The 22,889-nt window shown below is 50.2% G+C and carries 25 protein-coding genes; 14 read left to right on the forward strand and 11 right to left on the reverse strand.

Annotation, left to right across the window (positions count from 1 at the left end):
* From KNP04_RS05070 to KNP04_RS05095, 6 genes are all read right to left on the reverse strand, one after another.
* Positions 1-399 (reverse strand): cytidine deaminase, encoded by a 399-nt coding sequence (locus tag KNP04_RS05070; protein WP_074035820.1) that lies wholly within the window; start codon positions 397-399, stop codon positions 1-3.
* Positions 400-575: 176 nt separating this feature from the next.
* The gene (locus KNP04_RS05075) at positions 576-1,412 is read right to left on the reverse strand and encodes an ABC transporter ATP-binding protein (protein ID WP_214874896.1); all 837 of its coding nucleotides are present in this window, start codon (positions 1,410-1,412) and stop codon (positions 576-578) included.
* Entirely contained in the window at positions 1,413-2,444 is a 1,032-nt protein-coding gene (locus KNP04_RS05080; RefSeq protein ID WP_214874897.1) for a FecCD family ABC transporter permease, read from the reverse strand.
* Positions 2,441-3,442: a FecCD family ABC transporter permease gene (locus KNP04_RS05085; RefSeq protein ID WP_483297964.1), complete on the reverse strand. Its 1,002-nt coding sequence runs from the start codon at positions 3,440-3,442 to the stop codon at positions 2,441-2,443. The genes KNP04_RS05080 and KNP04_RS05085 overlap by 4 nt, the downstream gene beginning before the upstream one ends.
* 20 nt (positions 3,443-3,462) lie before the next feature.
* Positions 3,463-4,476, reverse strand: coding sequence for an iron-siderophore ABC transporter substrate-binding protein (locus tag KNP04_RS05090; protein WP_214875169.1), 1,014 nt, complete (start codon positions 4,474-4,476; stop codon positions 3,463-3,465).
* A 175-nt stretch (positions 4,477-4,651) separates the two neighbouring features.
* The gene (locus KNP04_RS05095) at positions 4,652-5,245 is read right to left on the reverse strand and encodes an FMN-binding negative transcriptional regulator (RefSeq protein ID WP_214874899.1); all 594 of its coding nucleotides are present in this window, start codon (positions 5,243-5,245) and stop codon (positions 4,652-4,654) included.
* Positions 5,246-5,315: 70 nt separating this feature from the next.
* On the opposite strand from KNP04_RS05095, the gene KNP04_RS05100 reads away from it, so the two are divergent.
* From KNP04_RS05100 to KNP04_RS05120, 5 genes are all read left to right on the forward strand, one after another.
* Complete coding sequence (locus KNP04_RS05100; protein ID WP_214874900.1) at positions 5,316-5,981, forward strand: haloacid dehalogenase type II; 666 nt, start codon at positions 5,316-5,318, stop codon at positions 5,979-5,981.
* Between the two features lie 58 nt (positions 5,982-6,039).
* Positions 6,040-6,396 carry a DUF2200 domain-containing protein gene (locus KNP04_RS05105; RefSeq protein ID WP_214874901.1) on the forward strand — a complete coding sequence of 119 codons (357 nt, stop codon included), beginning with the start codon at positions 6,040-6,042 and terminating at the stop codon, positions 6,394-6,396.
* Positions 6,393-6,824: a DUF1801 domain-containing protein gene (locus KNP04_RS05110; RefSeq protein WP_214874902.1), complete on the forward strand. Its 432-nt coding sequence runs from the start codon at positions 6,393-6,395 to the stop codon at positions 6,822-6,824. The genes KNP04_RS05105 and KNP04_RS05110 overlap by 4 nt, the downstream gene beginning before the upstream one ends.
* Positions 6,825-6,902: 78 nt before the next feature.
* Positions 6,903-7,544 (forward strand): TVP38/TMEM64 family protein, encoded by a 642-nt coding sequence (locus KNP04_RS05115; RefSeq protein WP_214874903.1) that lies wholly within the window; start codon positions 6,903-6,905, stop codon positions 7,542-7,544.
* A gap of 129 nt (positions 7,545-7,673) precedes the next feature.
* Positions 7,674-9,206, forward strand: a complete 1,533-nt coding sequence (locus KNP04_RS05120) for a methyl-accepting chemotaxis protein (protein WP_214874904.1) — start codon at positions 7,674-7,676, stop codon at positions 9,204-9,206.
* A 38-nt stretch (positions 9,207-9,244) separates the two neighbouring features.
* On the opposite strand, the gene KNP04_RS05125 is transcribed toward KNP04_RS05120, so the two are convergent.
* Complete coding sequence (locus KNP04_RS05125; protein ID WP_214874905.1) at positions 9,245-10,102, reverse strand: SDR family oxidoreductase; 858 nt, start codon at positions 10,100-10,102, stop codon at positions 9,245-9,247.
* Between the two features lie 161 nt (positions 10,103-10,263).
* Between KNP04_RS05125 and KNP04_RS05130 the strand changes: the two genes are divergently transcribed.
* Both KNP04_RS05130 and KNP04_RS05135 read left to right on the forward strand, forming a co-directional pair.
* Positions 10,264-11,181 carry a TerC family protein gene (locus KNP04_RS05130; RefSeq protein WP_214874906.1) on the forward strand — a complete coding sequence of 306 codons (918 nt, stop codon included), beginning with the start codon at positions 10,264-10,266 and terminating at the stop codon, positions 11,179-11,181.
* An 87-nt stretch (positions 11,182-11,268) separates the two neighbouring features.
* The gene (locus KNP04_RS05135) at positions 11,269-11,430 is read left to right on the forward strand and encodes a hypothetical protein (protein WP_214694419.1); all 162 of its coding nucleotides are present in this window, start codon (positions 11,269-11,271) and stop codon (positions 11,428-11,430) included.
* 46 nt (positions 11,431-11,476) lie between these two features.
* Here KNP04_RS05135 and KNP04_RS05140 read toward each other — a convergent pair whose 3' ends face one another.
* Entirely contained in the window at positions 11,477-12,193 is a 717-nt protein-coding gene (locus KNP04_RS05140) for a peptidoglycan DD-metalloendopeptidase family protein (RefSeq protein WP_214874907.1), read from the reverse strand.
* Positions 12,194-12,387: 194 nt separating this feature from the next.
* Positions 12,388-12,864 carry a DUF305 domain-containing protein gene (locus KNP04_RS05145; protein WP_214874908.1) on the reverse strand — a complete coding sequence of 159 codons (477 nt, stop codon included), beginning with the start codon at positions 12,862-12,864 and terminating at the stop codon, positions 12,388-12,390.
* A gap of 168 nt (positions 12,865-13,032) precedes the next feature.
* On the opposite strand from KNP04_RS05145, the gene KNP04_RS05150 reads away from it, so the two are divergent.
* The 3 genes from KNP04_RS05150 to KNP04_RS05160 are packed head-to-tail and all read left to right on the forward strand — an operon-like array spanning position 13,033 to position 15,482.
* Positions 13,033-13,371, forward strand: a complete 339-nt coding sequence (locus KNP04_RS05150; protein ID WP_214874909.1) for a hypothetical protein — start codon at positions 13,033-13,035, stop codon at positions 13,369-13,371.
* 30 nt (positions 13,372-13,401) lie between these two features.
* Positions 13,402-14,076, forward strand: a complete 675-nt coding sequence (locus tag KNP04_RS15485) for a response regulator transcription factor (RefSeq protein ID WP_353047906.1) — start codon at positions 13,402-13,404, stop codon at positions 14,074-14,076.
* Positions 14,073-15,482 (forward strand): sensor histidine kinase, encoded by a 1,410-nt coding sequence (locus tag KNP04_RS05160; protein WP_214874910.1) that lies wholly within the window; start codon positions 14,073-14,075, stop codon positions 15,480-15,482. The genes KNP04_RS15485 and KNP04_RS05160 overlap by 4 nt, the downstream gene beginning before the upstream one ends.
* A gap of 18 nt (positions 15,483-15,500) precedes the next feature.
* Here KNP04_RS05160 and KNP04_RS05165 read toward each other — a convergent pair whose 3' ends face one another.
* Positions 15,501-16,445, reverse strand: coding sequence for a F510_1955 family glycosylhydrolase (locus tag KNP04_RS05165; RefSeq protein WP_214874911.1), 945 nt, complete (start codon positions 16,443-16,445; stop codon positions 15,501-15,503).
* 58 nt (positions 16,446-16,503) lie between these two features.
* A complete protein-coding gene (locus KNP04_RS05170; protein ID WP_251129830.1) occupies positions 16,504-18,513 on the reverse strand; it encodes a heavy metal translocating P-type ATPase in 2,010 nt (669 codons plus the stop codon).
* Positions 18,514-18,646: 133 nt separating this feature from the next.
* On the opposite strand from KNP04_RS05170, the gene KNP04_RS05175 reads away from it, so the two are divergent.
* The 4 genes from KNP04_RS05175 to KNP04_RS05190 all read left to right on the forward strand — a co-directional run bounded on the left by KNP04_RS05175 (position 18,647) and on the right by KNP04_RS05190 (position 22,887).
* Positions 18,647-20,167: a multicopper oxidase family protein gene (locus tag KNP04_RS05175; protein ID WP_251129831.1), complete on the forward strand. Its 1,521-nt coding sequence runs from the start codon at positions 18,647-18,649 to the stop codon at positions 20,165-20,167.
* Between the two features lie 169 nt (positions 20,168-20,336).
* Positions 20,337-21,479 (forward strand): sensor histidine kinase, encoded by a 1,143-nt coding sequence (locus tag KNP04_RS05180; RefSeq protein ID WP_214874912.1) that lies wholly within the window; start codon positions 20,337-20,339, stop codon positions 21,477-21,479.
* An 88-nt stretch (positions 21,480-21,567) separates the two neighbouring features.
* Complete coding sequence (locus tag KNP04_RS05185; protein ID WP_026825140.1) at positions 21,568-21,711, forward strand: hypothetical protein; 144 nt, start codon at positions 21,568-21,570, stop codon at positions 21,709-21,711.
* A gap of 90 nt (positions 21,712-21,801) precedes the next feature.
* On the forward strand, positions 21,802-22,887 hold the full coding sequence (locus tag KNP04_RS05190; protein WP_214874913.1) for a GGDEF domain-containing protein: 1,086 nt from the start codon (positions 21,802-21,804) through the stop codon (positions 22,885-22,887).
* Positions 22,888-22,889: the final 2 nt, after the last annotated feature.

The following is a 22,889-nucleotide window of genomic DNA, read 5'->3' on the forward strand; positions in this document are numbered from 1 at the left end:
TCACATATCCAAATCTGTAAACGCGAGCGGAACGAGTTCCCCAAGTGTCACTTCTTTCACATCGGCGTTGCCGTTTGTGAGGAGTACTTTGAAGTCAGGATCGCCGAATTCGACCATGACCTGGCGACAGATGCTGCAAGGTGGCAAGAAGTCTTCCGTGTCCCCAGACACGGCAACCGCTTCGAAGTCACCTTTTTTGTATCCTTGTGCGACCGCTGTGAAGATCGCTGTGCGCTCTGCACAGTTCGTTGCTCCGAACGAGACGTTCTCGACGTTGACGCCGTCGATGACCGTGCCGTCCTTCATGAGAAGTGCCGCACCGACGCGGAACTTCGAATATGGTGAATACGCATTGTCCTTCAATTGGCGTGCGCGCTCGACTAATTGTTGTTGGTTCATCTTAAGTCATTCCTCTCGAATATCGAATGAACTGATGCCAGTCCCCGTGCCTCTCATTTTTGGGCAGGATTTATAGCATACACCCGCCCTTTGGAGAAGTCAACGACTTTTTTAGAACGCTTTCATAGAGACACAAAAAAGAAGGAACTTCCGCTCCTTCTCCCTTCAAATTCACCTTATACCAACTCGAGTTGCGCGACAGGCGCCTCTTCCGTTTCTGGCTGCACATGATGGCGACCAATCGGGATGACGGACGGTGAACCGGATACCGGGTCACACATGACCGAACAACGGAGGTTGAAGACCCGATGGATCAAATCACACGTGATGACGTCCGATGGCTTCCCTTCCGCGATCAACTTCCCTTTGTCAAGTGCGAAGATATAGTCCGCATAACGCGCCGACAAGTTGATATCGTGAAGCACCATGACGATTGTCGTCCCGTATTTCCGATTCAAGTCCGTCAACAAGTCGAGAATTTCGACTTGATACGTGATATCGAGATACGTCGTCGGTTCATCCAAGAAGAGGACGTCCGTCTGTTGGGCAAGTGCCATCGCAATCCAGACGCGTTGACGCTGTCCGCCTGACAACTCGTCGATGGGACGGTCCGCAAACTCGGTGATATTCATCATCTCCATCGCCTCGGCGACGGCCTCATAATCGGCTTTCGTCCATCCCTTCAAGAACGATTGATGCGGATAACGACCGCGACCGACGAGATCGGCGACCGTGATCCCTTCCGGTACGACCGGGGACTGTGGCAACATCCCGAGGACACGCGCCAGCTTTTTCGGTGCCATCTTCGAGATCGGCTTGTTATAAAGCGTCACTTGACCGGCACTCGGCTTGATGAGGCGTGCCATCGTCTTCAGTAGCGTCGACTTCCCGCAACCGTTCGCACCGATGATGATGCTAATCTGGTTGCTAGGAATTTCAAGACTAATATCGTTCAAAATCATCTTGTCCTCGTATCCTGAGGTGAGATGTTCCACTTTCATAATGGATGCCATTTAGAAGTCCCCTTTCTGGTTCATCCGAATCAACAAGTATAAGAGATAAGGCGCGCCGATGATGCCGGTGATGACACCGACCGGATAGCGTGCCGTGAAGGCGAATTGTCCGACGAGGTCGGCCGCGAGCACTAAGATGATCCCGACAAGCGCTGCCGGTAAGATCCCGGCATGGCTCGTCCCGACGAGGCGTTTGGCGATCGGTCCCGCCAAAAAGGCGATGAAGGCGATCGGTCCCGTCGTCGCTGTCGCGAGAGCGAGCATGAACACCGCCGCAACGATGAGAAGTAATCGGGTTTGGTTCGTATTGATTCCGAGCCCTGTCGCCGCCATTTCACCGAGCTCGAGCATTTCGAGCTGACGGGTGAGTAACAGTACAATCGGTAAACAGATGAGTACCGTGATGATTAAGGGCGGCAACTCTTCAAGCTTCGCCCCATTTAGGCTTCCTGTCAACCACCTCATAGCCATTGCGACATCATTTTGTCGGCTGATGAGCAGTAAGTAATTGATGACCGCCGTGAGCATCGCCTGGATGCCAATCCCAACCAAGACGAGGCGACCAATCGAGAAAGATGCCCCTTTGGATAAGAAATAGATGACGAGCACCGTCACGAGACCTCCGATAATCGATGCAATCGAGATGATGGCCTCACTCGACTGCAGGACGACGATACAGAAGACGGCCGCCGCACTCGACCCGGTCGTGATGCCGATGACGTTCGGGTTAGCGAGCGGGTTACGGAGCATCGTCTGGAAAATCGTTCCCGCGGCACCAAACGCCGCCCCGGCGAAGACACCGGCGAGCATACGTGGTAAACGAAGCACCTCAACAGCGAACGTCGCCCCTTGCACGTCTTCCCCGAGCAAGACGCGGATGACGTCCTGAACGGGATAAATCGTATTACCTAGCATAAGCATCAAGCCGCTCAGCGCGAGCGCGATGACGCTCAAGAGAAGCGTCATCCCGACGTAACGACGACGGCGCTTCATGCGTCCTTGTCTGATTTGTTCAATCGCTGGTTGCATCATAATCCTCGTACTTTCACTTTCATCGTCAATAGAATCAAGATCGGCGCCCCGATAAACGCCGTCACAATCCCGACCTCAAGCTCCCCCGGACTTCCGAGCAAACGTCCGATGACGTCCGAAAAGGTCAGAATGATGGCACCGGCTAGGGCAGACATCGGCATGAGATAACGCTGGTCCGGACCGAGCACGAGCCGAATCAAATGCGGGGCGAGTAAACCGATGAAGCCAATCGGACCGGCAAGCGCCGTCGCCGCCCCGCAAAGAATGACGCCAGCGAACGAGGCGGTCAGCTTCAACGTACCCGTCCGCACCCCAAGACTCTTCGCCATTTCTTCCCCGAGTGCGAGTGCGTTCAAGGAAGGCGCGGTCACGACTGCAATCACGAGACCAATCAATAAGAACGGTAAAAACGTATAGATGGAATCAATGTTTCCTGCTCCGACGCTCCCGACTTGCCAGAAGCGGAACTGATCCATGACGTTCGAACGCGGGATCATGAGCGCCATGACGAGGGATGACAACGCCGCACTCGTCGCCGCTCCCGCCAAGACGAGTTTGAGCGGGGTCGCCCCACCTCGACCGAGCGAGCCGATGCCGAAGACAAAGATGGCCGTCGACAACGCCCCGACGAGCGCGAACCAGATGAACGCACTCGCTGTCGAGATGTTGAAAAACGCGATCCCGATGACGACTGCGAGCGCTGCTCCCGTGTTGACTCCGAGAATACTCGGGTCGGCGATCGGGTTACGCGTCACCGACTGCATGAGTGCCCCCGCCACACCGAGCGCTGCCCCGCACATGAAACTGAAGATTGTCCGGATGACCCGTTCCCGGACGATGTCCGCTTCATACGACTGAACAGCCGGGCGGAATAAACCGTCCAGCAGTTCATTCCACCCGACTGTCCGTGAGCCGAAGGCAAGGGATGCCAGAATACATACCACCGTCAGTACGAGCGTCCCGATCAACAGGAGCGGGAAGTACTTCGGGGTATGCATCTGTTTCACCTGTTGTTGCATCATTTTACTTTCGCGAGCGCGTCCGATACGCGTGAGACGTACTCATCGATTGTATATTCAATCGAAAGTGGCGTCGGTGTACCTGCCGCTGCGAGTGGTGTGTTATCTTCGATCAAGACGACCGATCCGCGTTCGATGGCTGGTACTTTACTGTAGAGCGGGTCTGCTTGGAGCGCCTTCAACGTATCTTCATTTCCGTATGTGACGAAGATATCGACGTCGTTCAAGATATCAGCATTCTCTTTGCTGAGCTCAAGATAGAAGCTGTCTGTTTTTTCTGCTTCGTCGATAATGTTTTGTGGATACTCCATCCCGAGTTCTTCGATGAAGGCACCACGTGGGTCACCCGTCGTATAGATATAGAATTTTGAAAGATCTTCCGCGCTCATCGAGACGAATGCAGCTTTCTTTCCAGCAATCTCAGGAACGGCTGTCGCTTTGTCTGTGATCAACTGCTCCGTGTCTTTGATCAACTGTTCGCCTTCTTCACCGAGTCCCATTGCGAGTGAATCATAGCGAACCATGTCTTGCCATGACGTGACCCAAGGTGTTTCCTGGTACGCCACGACCGGCGCGATTTGGCTGAGCGTGTCATAGTCTTCTTGCGTGATCCCTGAGTAGGCCGCCAAGATGACGTCTGGGTTTGAATCCGCGATTGCTTCAAAGTCTAATCCGTCTGTGTCTTGATAGATGTTCGGGTTCTCTTCCCCGAGTGCTTTCAACTTCTCTGCCGTCCATGGAAGCATACCGCTGTCGTCTTGGACACCGTAGTTCGCAGCCGAGAATCCGACCGGTACGACGTCGAGCGCAAGTGCGACGTCATGGTTCCCCCAAGAAATCGTTGCGACACGTTCTGGTTTCTCTTCGATGACCGTCTCTCCGAATGCGTGCTCGATTGTGATCGGGTAACCTTCTGCCGATTCTTCCGTCCCTTCGTTCGTGGAAGCGTTCTCCGCTTCATCCGAACCACAACCGGCTAAGATGAGTGCGAATGCCGACACAAAGATGAACATATGTAACCATTTCTTGAATGTGTTGTTCACGTGATTTTTCTCCTTTTCAAACTTCTCTGTATTTTGCCGATACTGATAATCATTATCATTTATGAGTATAGACCTGCTCCTAAGTCATGTCAACCGCTATTCGGCAAAGAAATATGAAAAAACCTGCCGTTTTAGGACAGGTTGCTTAGGACTTTCGATGCCGTCGCATGACGTCTGCGATCGGTTCATCTTGTTTTTCAAGCTCGGATACGATTCGTTCATGGTCCGTGTCGTTTCGGTTTTGGCTCAACTTGAATGTCGCCTGAATATCGGTGATGTCAATCCGGAACCCGACGACGCCATTCATCTGTCGCTTCACCGGTTCCGATAACGTTTCCCAACGCACCGCATGCTCACGCTCCCCTTCGTGCTCATCGAGCAATCCGGCGAGCTCCTCAATCAATTCGTTCTCATTGAGAATCGTCGCACGTCCATACACATGTACGGCTTGATAGTTCCATGTCGAGACGTCCTCGTGACCGTACCAGGATGCTGACACATAAGCGTCTGGTCCTTGGAAGATGACGAGAACGGTTTGATCTTCAATCGTTCGCCACTGCGGATTCGCTTTTGACACGTGGGTCGTCAGTTGACCGTTCGTTTCATCGAATCGTAATGGGACGTGTGTCGCAATCGGTTTATCCCCGTCATGCGTCACGATCGTGCCGAACGGATGGGCATGCAAAAAAACAAAGATGTCAGCTTCGTCTTTCACGGAATAACGGTTTTGGATATACATGTCGAACCCCCTTTCCCCTATTATATTCTGAACAAGACGGGTATAACGACACAGAAGGAGGAATGTTTTTATGAAACCAACAATCAAAGCGATCGTCTTTGACGTATATGGCACCTTATTCGACGTCCATTCGGTGAAGGACGCCTGTGAACAAGAGTTCCCTGAAAAAGGAGCAGCCATCAGCCAAGTATGGCGGACGAAACAACTCGAGTATTTCTTTTGGCGCCACATGATGGGACGTTACGAAGATTTCGAGTCGGTTACCCGGGACGCACTTCGTTATGCGTTAGCCGTCCATGACGCAACATCAACGAAGGACATCGAACAACGCCTCATTGAATCGTATGCGCACCTCACACCGTATGAGGAGGTCGAACCGGTCCTGAAAGAGCTGCACGACGTGAAGACCGTCATCCTCTCGAACGGGACGGACGAGATGCTTGAGGAACTGCTCCGTAACGCCGGTCTTACCGATTATTTCGATGAAATCGTCAGCGTCGACGGGATCAAACAACCGAAACCAACACCAGCCGCCTATATGCATTGGTTCAAGACGTCCGGTCTCCGTCGTGACGAGGTGCTCTTCTTATCGTCAAACGGCTGGGACATCGCCGGGGCGAAAAACTTTGGTTTCCACGCGGCCTGGATCAATCGGAACGACTTACCGTTTGAAGCGTTCGATGTGGAACCGGATACGATTTATGAAGGTTTGAACGGGATTTTGGAATGGGTCTAACCTACTTCGGTCGAAATATGAGAAAATAGAGAAAATAGGACCGAAACGAGGGAGAAAGATGGCACATCGTATTTACACGACGAGCTTTGCGAGCGTCTATCCGCTCTACGTCGCCAAAGCTGAACGGAAGGGACGGACGAAAGAGGAAGTCGACACAATCATCGAATGGTTGACGGGTTATGATGAAACCGAACTCGAACGTCAAATTGAGGATCAAGTTGATTTTGACACATTCTTCGCTTCAGCACCTCGTCTGAATGAAGACCGCGCCCTCATCAAAGGCGTCGTCTGTGGGGTCCGCGTCGAGAACGTCGAAGAGCCGCTCATGCGCGAGATTCGCTACTTGGATAAACTCATCGATGAGTTGGCGAAGGGGAAGAAAATGGAGAAGATTCTACGGGGAGGCGAATTATGATGGACGTGACGACACTCGTGGACGAGGCACGCCTCGATTCCTTCATCCATCTGATCGAGGTCATCGATGAGCACTTACCAGAAGGGTTTGAAAAGACGACGGACGGACATGGCGTCCATTACGTCGTCCCACTCGAGCGATATCCGTCCGGTTATCACGTCACACCGGGTACACCTCTTCCCTTTATCAGCGTGATCGCGCAAAAGCGCCATGTCGGACTTTATCACATGGGCATTTACGCCGACCCTGAATTGCTCGCTTGGTTCGAGCAGGAGTATGAGAAACGCGTCCCGACGAAACTCGACATGGGGAAAAGCTGTATTCGCTTCAATAACGTGAAACGGATCCCGTTTGATTTGGTCGGGGAACTCGTCGAGAAGATGACTGTCGATGAATGGATTCAGCGCTATGAAGGAAACCGAGGCTAACGCTTCGGTTTTTTCGCACATTCGTTTTCTTGTGTGAACCGCGTATACGGTATGCTTAGAAAAAAGGAGGGACGCCTCATGCCACGCTGGCTGAAAATCTCTTTATTCTTACTCGTGTTCGGCACGTTGTTCTATATCACCCACTTCCACTATGAGTTGCGTCCGTCTGACATTCGGGACATCGTCTTGTCATTTGGATTTTGGGGGCCATTATTCTTTATATTCCTTTACGCCATCGGTCCGGTCGCATTTTTACCGACTTCCGTGCTGTCACTTGGAGCCGGTCTCGCGTTCGGCGTATGGCCAGGGGTCCTCTATATCATCATCGGGGCGACCGCTGCTGCGACAACCGGTTACGTCATGGGACGCTTCTTTGGACGTTCGGTCGTTAACGTCGATCGCTATCCATGGTCGGAAAAGCTATTCACCCAGATGGAGCGCCGCGGTTTCTTATATGTGTTCGTCTTACGACTCATCCCGCTCGTCAGTTTCGACTTGCTCAGTTACGCCGGAGGGATTTCGCGCGTCCGTTTCCGTGCGTTCGTCCCGGCGACCGTGCTCGGTATGATTCCAGGGACGTTCGCCTACAGTTTCCTCGGGGCGAGCCTCGCGTCAGGTAGCGTCACGACGATCTTCATCGCCGCACTCGTCTTCGTCGGATTGATTGTCATCACATATATCTTCCGTGAGCCCGTCAAGAAATGGCTTGGCTTAAATTGAAAAATCATGAAAGAGAGCTTCATGCTCTTTTTTTGTGCGCTCAATGTGTAATTCGTATAAACATCAATGAACTTCGTCCGATATGTATAGAGCCACAACAAATGAATACGAGAATGTGAGGAAAGAAACATGAGTTTGATGAAAAGAAATCAGTTGATGCTGTTGACGACGTTATTGATTGTGATGACGTCGGTTATCGTCCATTTGCTTCACCGTTTTACTGAATTTGCCTACACGTATACGATTTTACGAAACGGCGCGGACGGCTATGTGTACTCGAGTGTGACATGGGTGCTCTTCGCACTCCCACTCGTCTTCCTCGGGATGATGCTCATCAGCCTGAAGCGAGAAAGCAAGATGTTCCCGTATTGGATGATGCTGACACTCACCTTCGCGAGCATCTCGACGGTCGCCGGTGGACAAGGACTCGTTGAGTATCACTTCTCCATCTTTGTCGTTTTGGCCATCCTGTCGTTCATGCGTCGCATCGACTTGATTTTGTACAGTACCGGCATCTTTGCGGTACAGCATTTAGCAGGGTATTTTTTATTCCCTGCGCTCATTTGTGGAACGAGCGATTATCCGTTCAGCTTATTGCTCGTCCACGCTGTATACTTGATTTTGCTCAGTGCCGTACTCGTCGCCCAGATCCACTTCCGCAACAAGGAGACGGAACGTGTCGAGGCGCACGAACAGGAGACACGACAGTTATTGCGACAAGCGATTCAAGACGTCAGTTCCCTCGTTCAGTCCTTGAATAGTCATGCGGAGGAACTCGAATCGGCTGCGAATCAGTCGCTCGAATCTGGGGAACAAATCGCCATCACAGTCGACCCGATTGTCGCGCACGCTTCGTCTCAACAAGCTTCCATGGTACAAGGTGCAGATGAGATTCAATCCATCCGTTCGCTGACCGCTCTTATCCAGGAACGGATGGCGCAAACGGCAGCAGCCTCGTCCCGCATCGCCAAAGACGCCCTCTCCGGGAATACGGATATGCGTCTCATGGAAGAAAAAGTGCATGAAATCATCACGGAATCCGAGCAACTCGAACAGATCGTCGCAACGATGACGAATCGTTCCTCTGAAATTCAAGACATCTTGCAGCAAGTCGGCTCAATCAGTGAACAGACGAATATGCTCGCCTTAAACGCATCGATTGAAGCGGCCCGTGCCGGAGAGGCCGGTCGTGGATTCGCCGTCGTCGCCTCTGAAGTCGGAAAACTCGCTGTCCAGTCCAGAGAATACGCATCGGAAATGACGCGCGTCCTCGGTGGATTGATGGAAGATACGACGGTCGTCTCAAAGTCGGCTCACCTCTTCAAACAAGCGACTGAAAATTGTCAAACGGTCACAAACGACGTGACGGCTGTCTTCGGTCGTCTCACGGAAGACGTATCAGAAATCGACGCACAAATCGCCTCGATCCAAGAGACGCGACAACTCGTGACGACGCAGATGGAGACGCTCGAGACACGCCTCGAATCGACGAAACATGCTTCAAGTGAACTGCAACAACAGATTCACCACGTGGCCGCCGCAACGGAAGAACAGGTCGCCGTCCAAAAAGAACTCAGTTCTATGTCGGACCGTCTCGCCGTCACGGCGAACGCACTCGAAGATGTGACGACTCAACTCGAAGATCACGCATCACGCGCCTAACACAAATGCCCCCGACCGGTTGGTCGGGGGCATGCTTTTTATCGATCAAGCAATTGACGAATTCCTTCAACGAGCGGTGTGACCGGACGTCCGAGAACCGGTTCAAAGTCGCTCTCATGAATCTCGAGCGTTCCTTGACGGATGCTTCGCTGGATGCCGGCGAGAAGTGCGACCACGTCATCAGGCATCCCTGCCCCGCGCATCGTCTCTTCATATGCCTCGAGATTCAGCTCTTGCATCATGACGTCACGTCCTAATACCTCACTGAGTGCATCGACTAGATCTTTTTGCGTATGGAGCGGTCCTGACAATTCATATACCGCACTCTCTTGCTGTTCTTTCAACAGGACATTCGCCGCCGCTTCCGCATAGTCTTGTTGAGGCGCCCAGCCGACTTTCCCGTCCCGAGCCGCCGTGATCCACGGTGCCCCGTCAACGACTGCCTGTATGCTTGGCAATTCGTTCTCTAAGTACCAATTGTTTCGCAAGAACGCATATGGAATTCCCGATTCCACAATCGCTTCCTCTGTGACGACGTGTGGAGGTGCCATCAAGTTCTCACTGTCCGTCGCATCGGCGAGACTCGTGTAGGCGATGAATGAGACGCCAGCCCGTTTTGCCGCCTCGACCGCGTTCGTATGTTGCCGAATCCGCGTGTCGTTATCGCCATCTGCCGAGATGATCAACAGACGCTCAACACCTTTGAACGCTTCATCGAGTGTGTCCGGCTGATCAAAATCTCCGTGTCGTACATCAACCCCGCGCTCTTTCAGCGATGCTGCTTTCTCCGGATTTCGTACGCTGACAGCAAGGTCACTCGCATCGATTGATTTGAGTAACTCCTCTACAATTTTCGATCCTAATTTACCGGTAGCACCGGTGACTAAATACTTCATACGGTCATCCCCTTTCTCATGCTTCAGACCATATTCCCGTTCTGTTCACGCAATTAACGTAACGGAACATGCCAACAAAAAATAACATTTGACTTTAAGTTCATGTGAACCTATATTAAAAATATAGAAGTTCACATGAACTTAAAAAGGAGGAATTGTTATTGACCTTACTCATCGGGTTTTTACTCATCGTCATCTTCATGCTCGCACTCGACCTCGGGGTGTTCCACCGCAAGGCACACGAAGTCTCGCTCCGCGAGGCATGGACATGGACGTTCGTCTGGATCGGGATTGCCATCGTGTTTGGGGGATGGTTGTTCTACACACAGGGCAGTACGGCCGCGACGGAATATGCGAGCGTGTACTTCATCGAGAAGGCACTCGCCATTGATAACGTCTTCGTCTTCTCACTTGTCTTCGCCTACTTCGCCATACCGCTCAAGTATCAGCACAAAGTGTTGTTCTGGGGGATTCTCGGAGCGATTCTTTTCCGCGCCGTCTTCATCGTCGCTGGGGTATCTCTTTTAGAAAACTTCGGTTGGGTGTATTACGTGTTCGGAGCGTTCCTCGTCTATACGGGTTGGATGATGTACAAGAATATCGGGAAAGACGAGTCACTCGAAGAAAATAAGACGATTCGTTGGCTCGAGCGACGTCTTCCGATCACGCAAGACATTTCATCTGGGAAGTTCACGAAACGGATCAACGGGAAGTTGTTCTTCACACCGCTCTTCATCGCGCTCATCTTTATCGAATTGTCGGATATTGTCTTCGCCGTCGACTCGGTCGCCGCGAGCTTTGCGTATTCGCGTGACCCGTATATTATCTTCTATGCCAACATCATGGCGATTCTCGGACTCCGTAGTCTCTACTTCGTCCTTGCCAACTTGATCGATCGTTTCTACTATTTGAAACACGGTCTCAGTTTCATGCTCGTCTTTATCGGGGCGAAAATGATCTTGGGCGATGTATACAAGATGCCGATTTGGATGTCGCTCGGGACGATTGTTCTCGTCATCTTGATCAGCGTCCTCTATAGTTTCTACAAAACGAAACCTAGTTCGTCCAAACACGTATAATGAATCAATCGGTCCATTTCGTCGGTGTTCTTTCTTTGAAAATCGGGTAATCATTGAGGTGCACAACTACAGAAAAGGGGATTCATTATGTTTGATCGGATTGGCCTCATGAGTATCGGTCTCGTCTTCGGGATCATCCTCATGTTACTCTTCAATACTTTATTCGGATTAGTGTTCGGTGTCGTCCTTGGTGTCAGCCTCATCGCTGCCAACCAACTCGGACGAAACAAACGAACAACGATCCACTAACCAAAAAGCACGCGCTCCCACTGATTGGGGAGCGCGTGCTTTTGCGTTAAAACATCGTATACGGATTGATACTATTTGCTGGCGATGAACTGCTATACACATAGCTGTTCCGATGTACTTCGAAATGGAGATGGTTTCCGAACGAGTTGCCAGTATTTCCGACAGCTCCGATCGTCGCTCCTTTTGTGACCGTCTGTCCTTTGACGACATTGAGGCGGTCGAGGTGTGCGTACACCGTGATGTATGTTTGCCCGTTCAACTGATGGGTCATCATGATGTGATTCCCGTACGCCCCGTAATTCCGGGCGACGATGACTTGTCCAGACGCGGCAGCAATGACCGGTGTCCCTCTCGGTGCCGCCAAGTCGATGCCGTTATGGAACGTGTAGCCGTATTGTCCGCTAGCAGGACCATATTTTTGCGTCAACGTCCCTTTTGTCGGGATGACCATCTTCGCTGTCGACGTCGTCGAGAGTGTCGTCACACTATACTTCTTCACATATGTACTCGATACGTAACGAGCTGTGCCGTTGAAGTTGATTTTCGTCCATCCCCCGCTCACGCCAAGGTATTTGAACGATTGTCCCAACTTGGCACTGCCGACGATCGCATACGTCGTGCCTGGGCCCGAACGGACGTTTAAACTGTTGGTCGTGACTTTGACATGATAGGTGGTCGCCGCTTCAGCAGGCGTACCGGCTGGGGTGAAGATTCCGACGGTGAGCAAGACGGCACAGAGGAGAGAGAGCATCTTTCGTTTCATGTTATGGTAAATCCTTTCAATTATGTATTTAAATTTTTAATTTTTATATTATCTTGATGAAAAAATTTTACCACCAAAACGAACCGACAAATATGTCATTTATATTTCAAATAAAGGAAAACAAAATATAACTTACTCCCCTTATTTTCCCTCTAAAACAAATAAACACAGTCGATGACGACTGTGTTTGTCAATTATTCTTGATTCTCTTCTGCGTTCTCTTCTTCATCCTCTAAATCTTTAATCAATTGCTTCATCTCTTCGATTTCACGGCGCTGTGCCTTGATGATCTCTTCCGACAGTTCTTTGACGCGCGGGTCCTCAATTTCGGCGCGCTCACTCGTCAAGATGGCAATCGAGTGGTGCGGAATCATCGCTTTCATCCAACTGACGTCATCGACCGTCGTTTGACTACGTACGAGCCAGAGCGAGGCACTAAAGACGAGGGCGCTGACCCCTAGGATGATAAAGTTAACTGTTTTATTCTTATACATTCCCCACATAAAGAGAAGCATGACGATCGCCATGACCGATCCCATGATGAGTGCCATATACAACCTGGTCTGACTATAGAAGATATGATTGAACTGAAACACGTTTAAATACATGAGCCAATACATAATAAATGTAGAGACCGCGATCATGATTCCAAATTTTCCGTACGATTTCATCTCGTTCACCCTTTCTTGTTATGCATGTAGAAGTACTTTTACCTAGTTGTTCTACACTCAAACCTGCATGTTTCTTAGTCATGGCGTGTTTTTATAGCTTTTCACTTCTTTTTCACAAACGTCGGGTACACTAGTGAAATTGAGATGATTCAAGGAAGGGGAACGACAATGCAAGAGCTGACGTTACGTGACGTATTGGCAACACTGGATTCTGTCTTATCTTGGTCGTATCTCGACCGTCCTGAAGAGATGGCGATTCGCGGCATCGGAACGACACCAGAAAAAATAAAAAAAACTTTTTTATATGTATGCACACGTCCGATTAATGAACGGGGTGTCGATTTAGTGAAGGCGGCCATCCGGAACGGGGCAGTCGCCATTGTCACGGATCGCCCGATTGACGCGAGAGTGCCCGTCATTTACTGTCGAGACGTCGCACGCGCATGTGAACAACTACAGACTCTTTTCGCCACGGAAGGAAATCACGCGAAGCACGCGGAACGATAATAATAAGAATAAAGAAAGGAGGAGTACAAGGTGAAGATTCTCATTGTAGACGATGAAGAAAAAATGAGACATTTGATTCGTCTGTTTCTTGAGGGTGATGGGTACTCTTGCATCGAGGCGAGCGATGCTCGTTCCGCACTCGACAAAATCGAAGAGCGACCGGATCTCGTCCTTTTAGATATTATGATGCCAGAAGTAGATGGGATTTCACTTTGTCGTCAGTTAAAGACGATGGACCCGACATTACCTGTCGTCTTATTGACGGCACGTTCAGACAATGAAACGACCATCCAAGGATTAGATGCGGGGGCAGATGATTACGTCACCAAACCGTTCGATGGGAACGTGCTCCTCGCCCGTATTCGCGCCGTCTTACGCCGGACCCGTGTCGTCAACATCCAATATGGACCACTTCGTTACGATGAGGAGAGCGGACGCGTTTTGTATGAAGAACAAGAGATTGTCCTCACACCGAAAGCGACGGCCATCTTAAAACTGTTCCTTCAGCACCCGAATCGACTCTTCAACCGCCTAGATTTATTTGACCTCGTCTGGCCCTACTCTGCAGAATCCGACCCTCGCACAGTTGATGCGCATATTCGTATGATTCGAGAAAAGTTAGGAGATGCAGGATTTCCGATTGATGATTATTTAAAGACGGTATGGGGACGTGGATATCGATGGACAGAGGAGCGTTCCGGATGAAGCGAAGTCGTAACAGTCTACCGTTTCGCATCAGCCTCGTCTTTCTCCTATCAACCCTATTGATTGAAGGTGTATTGTTTCTTCTCCTCTATCACACGCTTCTCGGCGAACGCGTTGTAGAAGAAATCAATCGCCTTGAATCTCGGGCCGAGAGCCATGCGAGCGTATTAGCTATGAATTTTTCCGAAGAGACGATTGATCATGTAGCAACCATGGAAAGTGAGACCGATACGAAAGTCGCCATCACCGATTCGACTCATGAGGCGCTACAAACTTCGCGCTCTTTTCCTCAAGTTTTAGTCGACACCGTCGATGCGAAAAAACAAACTGGCCCCTTCGACGACACGACTGTCCTCGAGGACGACTGGGAAAACGAACCGTATTTGAGCGTTCGTACGCCAATCACAGATGATACCGACAGACGGTATGGATACGTCTATATGTTTTTACCGACCGAAATCATTCATGGAATTAGCCATCGGCTCCAGTGGCGATTCCTATATATCACGGCGATCGCGCTCGTGACGACCGTCTTGACGTTCATCCTCTTGAGTCGATTGATTTCAAAACCAATCCAATCATTGAAACAAGCAACGGAGAACGTATTGACAAACCCAGACGATTTACAGTTACCGACGAATCGTGTCGACGAAATCGGTGAATTAGCGCGTGCCATCGAATCGATGTCAGTGGAACTATCAAGACTACGGCGGGAACGTCGTCAGTTTTTATCCGACCTATCGCATGAAATCAAGACCCCCCTCACGTACTTGAGGGGTTACGCCGAAATCGCTTCGAAAGAGAGCACGCCCGAATCATTACGCAAACAGTCGATTCAAACGATTTTAGATGAGAGCCGGTCGCTCACAGAGCTCGTCGAAAATGCGTTTCAATTGGCACAGCTCGATGAAAACACGTTCTTGTTGCATCGAGAAGAAGTGACCGTCACGACGTTTTGTGCGGACTTACGTCGAATGCTCGATACGATGTTCCGGATGACGACGATTCGCTTCGATGCTGCACCGAACGCGGGACAACAAGACATCGCTCTTACATTGGATCGGCACCGGATGCTCCAAGTCTTCCGCTCCATCGCCCATAATGCGATTGAACATAGTGAGGCCTCTCATGTCTCCCTGCGCTCAAACGTCACGGACACTCACCTGATTCTGACCATTACAGACGACGGGAAAGGGATTCCTGAAGAAGATTTACCGCACATTTTTGACCGCCTGTATCGTGTGGAAAAATCACGGTCCCGACAGACCGGTGGCAGTGGACTCGGACTCGCCATCGCTGACCAAATCGTCAACCGTCACGGCGGAGAATTGACAGTCACGTCTGACGCATCGGGCACTTCTTTCACCGTCACGCTTCCACTCGACAAAAAGACGCCTATCCTTTAATGGAAAGGCGTCTTTTGATCAGTTGAGCTCACCTTTGTCGAGGCGCATCTCCCATTCCCCGTCTGTAAACTCATATACGCTGTTATCCGATGTGACAAGCAACATGCGCTCCTCTTTGACTGCCAATTCGATTGGCACAGCGTCTGCTTGAAGCTCTGGAAGATTGAACGTCTCTGTCGACTCATCGTCTAAGTTGAAACGAACCCCTTCGAAAGAACCATCTGTCTGTCTTACGTAGGCCAACTGCCCCTCATCCGCTCCGACCATGACGACCTGTTCTGCTTCAACAAGTGGCTCGAACGAATCTCCAGAGTCATTCGAAACGAGGATGCCGGACGGTCCATAGAAGAAGACGCGCTCCGCATCCGTCGCATCGGCGACGATTCCTGCCACTTGCGCCTCCTCTATTCCTTGTACCTGCATCGGTTCAAATGAGCTCCCACCATCGATGGAACGATAAAATCCCGGCTCTAGCTCCGAGGTCGCTTCTTCCAAATAAACGTAGAGTGTACCCGTGGCATAACCGGCGCTCATATAGTGGAAATCTGCCTCGCCTTCAAGCGACCGACTCTCGAGTACCGCCCCATGATTTTTTCCATGCATGACCCCAAGTGGATTTTTGAAATCTGTCCGACGATCGGGGTGACCGCTCGCATAAAATCCATCCTCGACGACTTCGAACCCCATATAGTCATGGCGATTTGTCGGAAGCGTATACCAACCGTCTTCTCGATATTCCATCAACCCGGCATGTGTTGCGATGACAGGACGTTCGTCGTCTTGCCAAAATCCTGCCCCGTGGATGTGGGAGACCATTTCATCCGCTCCCACGCGTTGCCACACGTCCTGTGTCTCTGTCGTTTCATTTTCTGATTGGTTTGTATCCGATGGCGCCTCTTCTGCACCACACGCCGACAAGAGCAGTGGAGTCAGTAATAGTGATAGCATTAACGTTCGTTTCATCTCGATCCCTCCATCATTAGCATCCCCTCTAGCATACGTGCTAAAGATGAAAAACTTGTTAAATCTTCAAAAGTCGAGCGTTGATAGCGACAATGACAGTACTTAGACTCATCAAAACGGCACCGATGGCTGGTGATAGGATAATGCCAATTGGCGCCAACACGCCCGCAGCGAGTGGGATGGCGACGATGTTGTAACCAGCGGCCCACCACAAGTTTTGAATCATCTTCCGATATGTGTTTTGTGAAAGTTCCAAAATCGATAGGACATCTTTCGGATTGCTGCGGACGAGGACGATGTCTGCTGTCTCGACAGCAACGTCTGTCCCGCTCCCGATTGCGATTCCGACATCAGCTTGCGCTAAGGCCGGGGCATCATTAATCCCGTCTCCGACCATCGCTACTTTGCTACCATCTTTCTGGACGTCTTTTACCTGGTTCGCCTTGTCGTCTGGTAATACTTCGGCATACACGTCATCGATACCGAGCTGACCCGCGACCCAATGTGCGACCTTCTCGTTGTCACCCGTCAACATGATGGAGCGGATGCCTTTTTCACGAAGGGCCTCGACGGTCTCCTTCGCCTCTTCCCGTACTAAATCGGCCATCGCAATCATACCGACCCATTCCCCGTCCTTCAAGACAAAGACGACGGTCTTTCCTTCTTCCGATAATCGCGTGAACGTCTCTTCATCGATTTGAATGTGCTGATTGCGAATGTGTCGTGGACTGACGACTTGTATGTGCGCACCGTCGACCGTTCCTTCTAAACCGACACCTGTCATCGAGCCAAAATGGTCGACAGCGGAGAGCTTCAACTCCCGTTTTTCTATTTCTCTCAAAACTCCTTGTGCGAGTGGATGTTGCGACTCTCGCTCAACCGATCCTGCAAGTTGTAACACGTCTTCTTCCGTATAAGATGAGCTCGCCTGTACGTCCGTGACGCCGAAATTCCCTTCCGTCAACGTACCGGTCTTATCAAAGATGACGGCATCGAGTCGACGCGCTTCTTCAAATTGGGTCCGATTACGGATGAGAAGACCTTGTTTCGCCGATAGCGTTGTCGAAACGGCTACGACGAGCGGTGTCGCCAGTCCGAGTGCATGCGGACACGAGATGACCATGACCGTCACCATCCGTTCGACCGCCGTTCCGACCGAGTAGCCGAGCATGAACCAGATGGTGAACGTGATGACTCCAGCAGCAATCGCGATGTAAAACAAGTATTTTGCTGCACGATTCGCTAGGTTTTGAGCACGTGACTTCGATTTTTGTGCTTCGCTCACCAACTCGATGACTTTTGACAAATACGTAGTTTCTCCCGTACCGATTGTTTCAATCGTCAAACTACCTTCTTGGTTGATGGAACCTGCGATGACGTCCTCACCTTCTGACTTTTCGACGGGGAGCGATTCACCGGTCAACATCGACTCATCGATTGTCGTCTGTCCTTTGATAATCTTCCCGTCTACCGGAACCTGTTCCCCTGGTTTGACGAGAATCCGATCTCCTTCTTTAAGCTCAGAGATTGGGACGTCTTCCGTCTCTTCCCCGTTGATGCGATGCGCCTCGTTCGGTAACAGTTGGACGAGTTGCTCCAACGCATTTGACGCCCCCATGACCGAACGCATTTCAATCCAGTGACCGAGTAGCATGATCACAATCAGTGAAGCGAGTTCCCAAAAGAAGTCATGGCCACTTCCGTATCCAAAGACGACAGCGGCACTATAAAAGTAAGCGACACTGATTGCTAAGCCGATCAGCATCATCATACCCGGGCTACGATCCCGCAGCTCCTCCATACTCCCTTTTAAGAATGGCCATCCACCGTATACATACACAATCGTTGCTAAGACAAATAAGATTGTTTTTTCAAATGGAAAATCAAGTTCAAATCGAAGCCATTCTTGAATCATATCCGACAACAGGAGGATCGGAATCATCAGACCGAGCGAAACAAAAAAGCGCCGTTTAAAGTCTTCAATCATATGTTCATGTCCATGTCCTCCGTGATGAGAATCATGACTCTCTTCATGGTGTTCATGGTGTTCGTGATGTTCATGTTCCATTATTCATCCTCTCCTTTATACGGATGATATACCCCTATGCGGTATATAAATAAACGAATTTGGGCTTTCATGTTTCTTTCACAATTAAGTGGTAAAACAAAGTAAGGACTGATAGATAAAGGAGTGTTACAAGATGAAATCAAAAGGAATATGGTTCCTATTAACGGGGATATTGATCGGGATCATTGTAGTTCTACTGTTCGTCTTATTCAATGGAAGATGGAACATGAACAATATGAATCATATGTGGGGCGACAATTCAACGTTTGAACAGATGGATGATTATATGATGGGCAACGATGGAATGACAGGAAATGGCGGACCGATGGGACACGGAACAACGCAAGCACTCGAGGCATCTGACGAACCGGAACAATCGCTTCCGATTCCCTCCCCCTTGAAACCAGACCGCGTCACGGACAGTACCGTCTATTATACGGTAGTAGCAGATGAAGGAACGTCACGGTTCTTTCAAAATGGAAAATCGACAGAAACGCTTGGATATAACGGGAACTTACTCGGACCGATGCTCGAGCTCCCAAAAGGAAAGACGGTCGTGATTGATACAATCAACCGATTGGATGAACCGACGACGTTCCACTGGCACGGTCTTGTTATCCCTGCCGAAATGGACGGAGGGCCGCATCAAGCTGTAGCAGCGGGTGACCGTGCACAAGTTCGACTCGATATCGACCAAGAGCCGAGTACGCTTTGGTTTCACCCCCATCCGATGGGATCGACAGCTGAACAAGTTTACAAAGGGCTCTCCGGTCTTCTTTATGTGACCGACGATGCACAGAGTGGTCTCCCGAATGACTATGGTGTCGACGACATCCCGCTTATCGTACAGGATCGGCTCTTCACAAAAGATGGTGAACTTGACTACGATGCTCATATGAACGCCGACGGGACGACGGGTGATACGATTCTTGCGAACGGAGCCATTAATACAACGTTTGATGTCCAGACTGAAACGCTCCGAGTCCGCCTTGTCAATGGTTCGAACGCGCGCGATTTTGACTTTACACTATCAAACGGGGAAAACATGACGCAAATCGCGGCAGACGGCGGGCTGTTGGAACAACCGGTTTCTTTGAAGACCATCTCGTTGACACCAGGCGAACGGGCCGAAGTGTTGATTGATTTTTCAGAAATAGAAGATGATGTCGCCTTAGAGGCTGATGGAGTATCTTTCACTACGTTTCGTGTTGGTGAACTCGACAAAACGTCCATCGATATACCAACGAGCAAGAAAACAATGACTCCAGTGAATACGAAAACAGACCGTCAGCTCACCTTGTTCGGGATGGGGAATATGGTGTCTATCAACGGCGATACGTATGATCCAGATCGAATCGATATAAAAGTGAAACAAGGGGACACAGAGATATGGGAAATCGAGAACAAACCAGACATGATGGGCGGGATGACGCATCCTTTCCACATCCACGGCGTCCAGTTCCGAATCATCAGTCGAGATGGCAATCCACCAGCCGATTATGAGAAAGGTTGGAAAGACACGGTCGCTGTTGCTCCTGATGAACGGGTAAAAATTGAACTTACCTTCACCGAAACCGGCACGTTCATGTATCATTGCCACATCCTCGAACACGAAGAAAATGGAATGATGGGGCAACTGAAAGTCACTAAATGAATCGAATCTCTCCGCTTACTATGCGGGGAGTTTTTTTTGTTGCGATTCGTATAATTCGTCCCGATTTCGGTACGTTTCTGTTAGGACTATTGCCCGTATATGGATTCCCTCTCGAATGTCGTATACTTGTTGTGAATGAATGTACAAATGTTCGCGAGGAGGTATGTCAATGCGCCGATTCCGTAGGGTTAGGCAGAAACGCTCCGCTCGTCAAAAACAGGAACGCCATACGTTCTCCATCGCTTCCGTCGTGGAAGAAGTGCAGGATGCGATGTGTTATATCGATTTCTCGAAACACCGTCTCTATACAAATGATCTCCTTCATCACTGGTGCCCTTCGATGACGACTCAATCGTTCACCTCGATGGAAGTATTGACTCGCTTTCTCTATACGACGTTCGAAGAACATGGTGCCGACATGTCCCAAGTCACCCATTTGATTCAAGAACTGCTTGAGTGCGAGACAGAGAAATGGCCAAGCATGACGTCACGACGTATTCAATTCGATGATCGGACGCTACACTTGATCTTCAATTTCACCCGAACACCTCGGGGCGTCTTCATCATGTGGCGTGACCAGACGGAAGCCGTTCGCTTTGAAGAACGAAAAGATGCATTTCTCGCCGAATTATCCCATGACTTCCGTACCCCTTTGACCGCAATCCATGGCTATACCGAATTGTTGATGGCGCGTCATGAAGGTTCCGAGAAGTCTTATCACATGCTGGAACAAGTGAAACAAGAATCGGAGCGGCTCGAGCGCCTCGTCGATAATTTTTTGGACTACCAAAAAGAAAGCTATACGGCCGAACAATTGACCGTGACGACATTCGCGCTTCGCCCCCTATTAACAGACGTCATGGCGAGTTATCAAACGACTTCGCCACTTCATACAGTGACCTTTGAGACGAATGACGTCTGGATTCAAGCAGACGAAGAAAAGTTACGGCAATTGCTCCATAACTTGATCGGGAATGCCATCAAATATTCTCCAGATGGCGGGACCGTCCATACACAAGTCGAGGAATGTGACGGTACGGTGGTATTGTCTGTATCTGATACCGGCATCGGGATTCCGGAAGATGCGCTCCCTTATGTATTTGACGAATACTATCGTGTCGACTCCCTCGCTCATCAATCCATCAAAGGCACGGGGCTCGGTCTACGGATTTGCAAACGAATCGCTGAAGCCCACGGTTGGGGTATCCATGCAGACTCCACATACGGAGAAGGTACGACGTTCACGATTGAGCTTCATACCCGGCACACATGCCCCTTGCCACGAACATCCTTTACAATCACGTCCGACTGATTCGTTCAATCGGACGTTTTTTCATTTCATGATGTAAACCGATTCAATTTTGGGAATAGAGAAGTGACGAAGAGAGGAGGAAATGAAGATGAAACAACGAGGATACTTATCCATCCCGGTCGCTGTCGTGTTCGCCGTCGTTTTTGGTCTCACGCTCGATAACTGGTGGCTCGGGATTGGGATTGGCATCGCCATGTTCTTTGCGTTTCGAGGCACGAAGAAAAAAGCGTGAAGACGAAGTGAATTTTTGCACATCTCTGATTGACATTATTTTGAAGACTGCTACGGTTAATGTATAGTCTACCGAAAAGGTCGTGAAGGAATGACGCTCACCGTCTTGTTACTGAACGCCTGTGTTGCGTTCACCGGATTTTACATCATCTCAAAAATTTATCACTCTTCACTATTCAATTCGCAACGTCTTCGTAGTTTCGTGATTGGATTATTGGCCGGTGCGCTCGGTCTCTTTTTAATGTACAATGCCGTCGAGGCCAACGATACGGTGCGTGTGGACTTACGTCATCTACCGCTCGTCTTACTCGCGTTTTACGGAGCTCGGACACCATTGTTTATTGCGACACTCGTCATTGCGAGCACGCGCTTCCTGTTCGGGATGACGGAACAAGCTTTCATCGCCTTTATTGCGACGTTCATCGTCAGTGTCGGGATGCTATGGATTCATCGTCTCCTTCGCGAACGACTTTTCATGCAAAGTATCTTCTTAAACGTATGGGCGCTATTCGTCATCTCGATTGCCGTCTACATCAATATGGGATGGAGTACAGCATACGTGTCCCTCGTCTTGACCATTTGGATGGTCGGAATGCTAGTCGGTCTGCTGTCGAGTATACTTACGATTGACTTAGAGAAGACGACTCGACGTGCGCTCGAATATAAACGCTCCGCTGAACGAGACCATCTGACAGGTCTGTTCAATCGTCGCGTCTGGGACCGTTACACCGCTTCACTCGGTGAGGACGACCGCACGTACAACATCCTTGCGCTCGATATCGATCACTTCAAACATGTGAACGATACATACGGTCACGGAAATGGCGACCTCGTCTTGCAACAGTTTGCTGACATTCTAAAAGTGGAGACACGCGCACACGATACGGTCGCTCGGATCGGTGGCGAAGAGTTTGTCATCTTGATGTATGATTTGACGCCAGAGAAAGTGGATAAAGTGGCTAACCGGATTCGGGAACGTGTTGCCACTGAGACGTTCTACTTGAACGACTTCCCACCGATTCAAATTACGACGTCCGTCGGGGTCGCACACGGTACCGCCCATCCTATCAAACGGATGGTCGACCTCGCAGATTCGGCGCTCTATCAAGCAAAAAATGAAGGACGCAACCAAGTCGTCGTCTCGACGGTTGCATCACCAGAACCCATCATGACATGAAC

The organism is Exiguobacterium sp. CH10 (assembly GCF_018617635.1).
Classification (GTDB): Bacteria; Bacillota; Bacilli; order Exiguobacteriales; family Exiguobacteriaceae; genus Exiguobacterium; species Exiguobacterium aestuarii_A.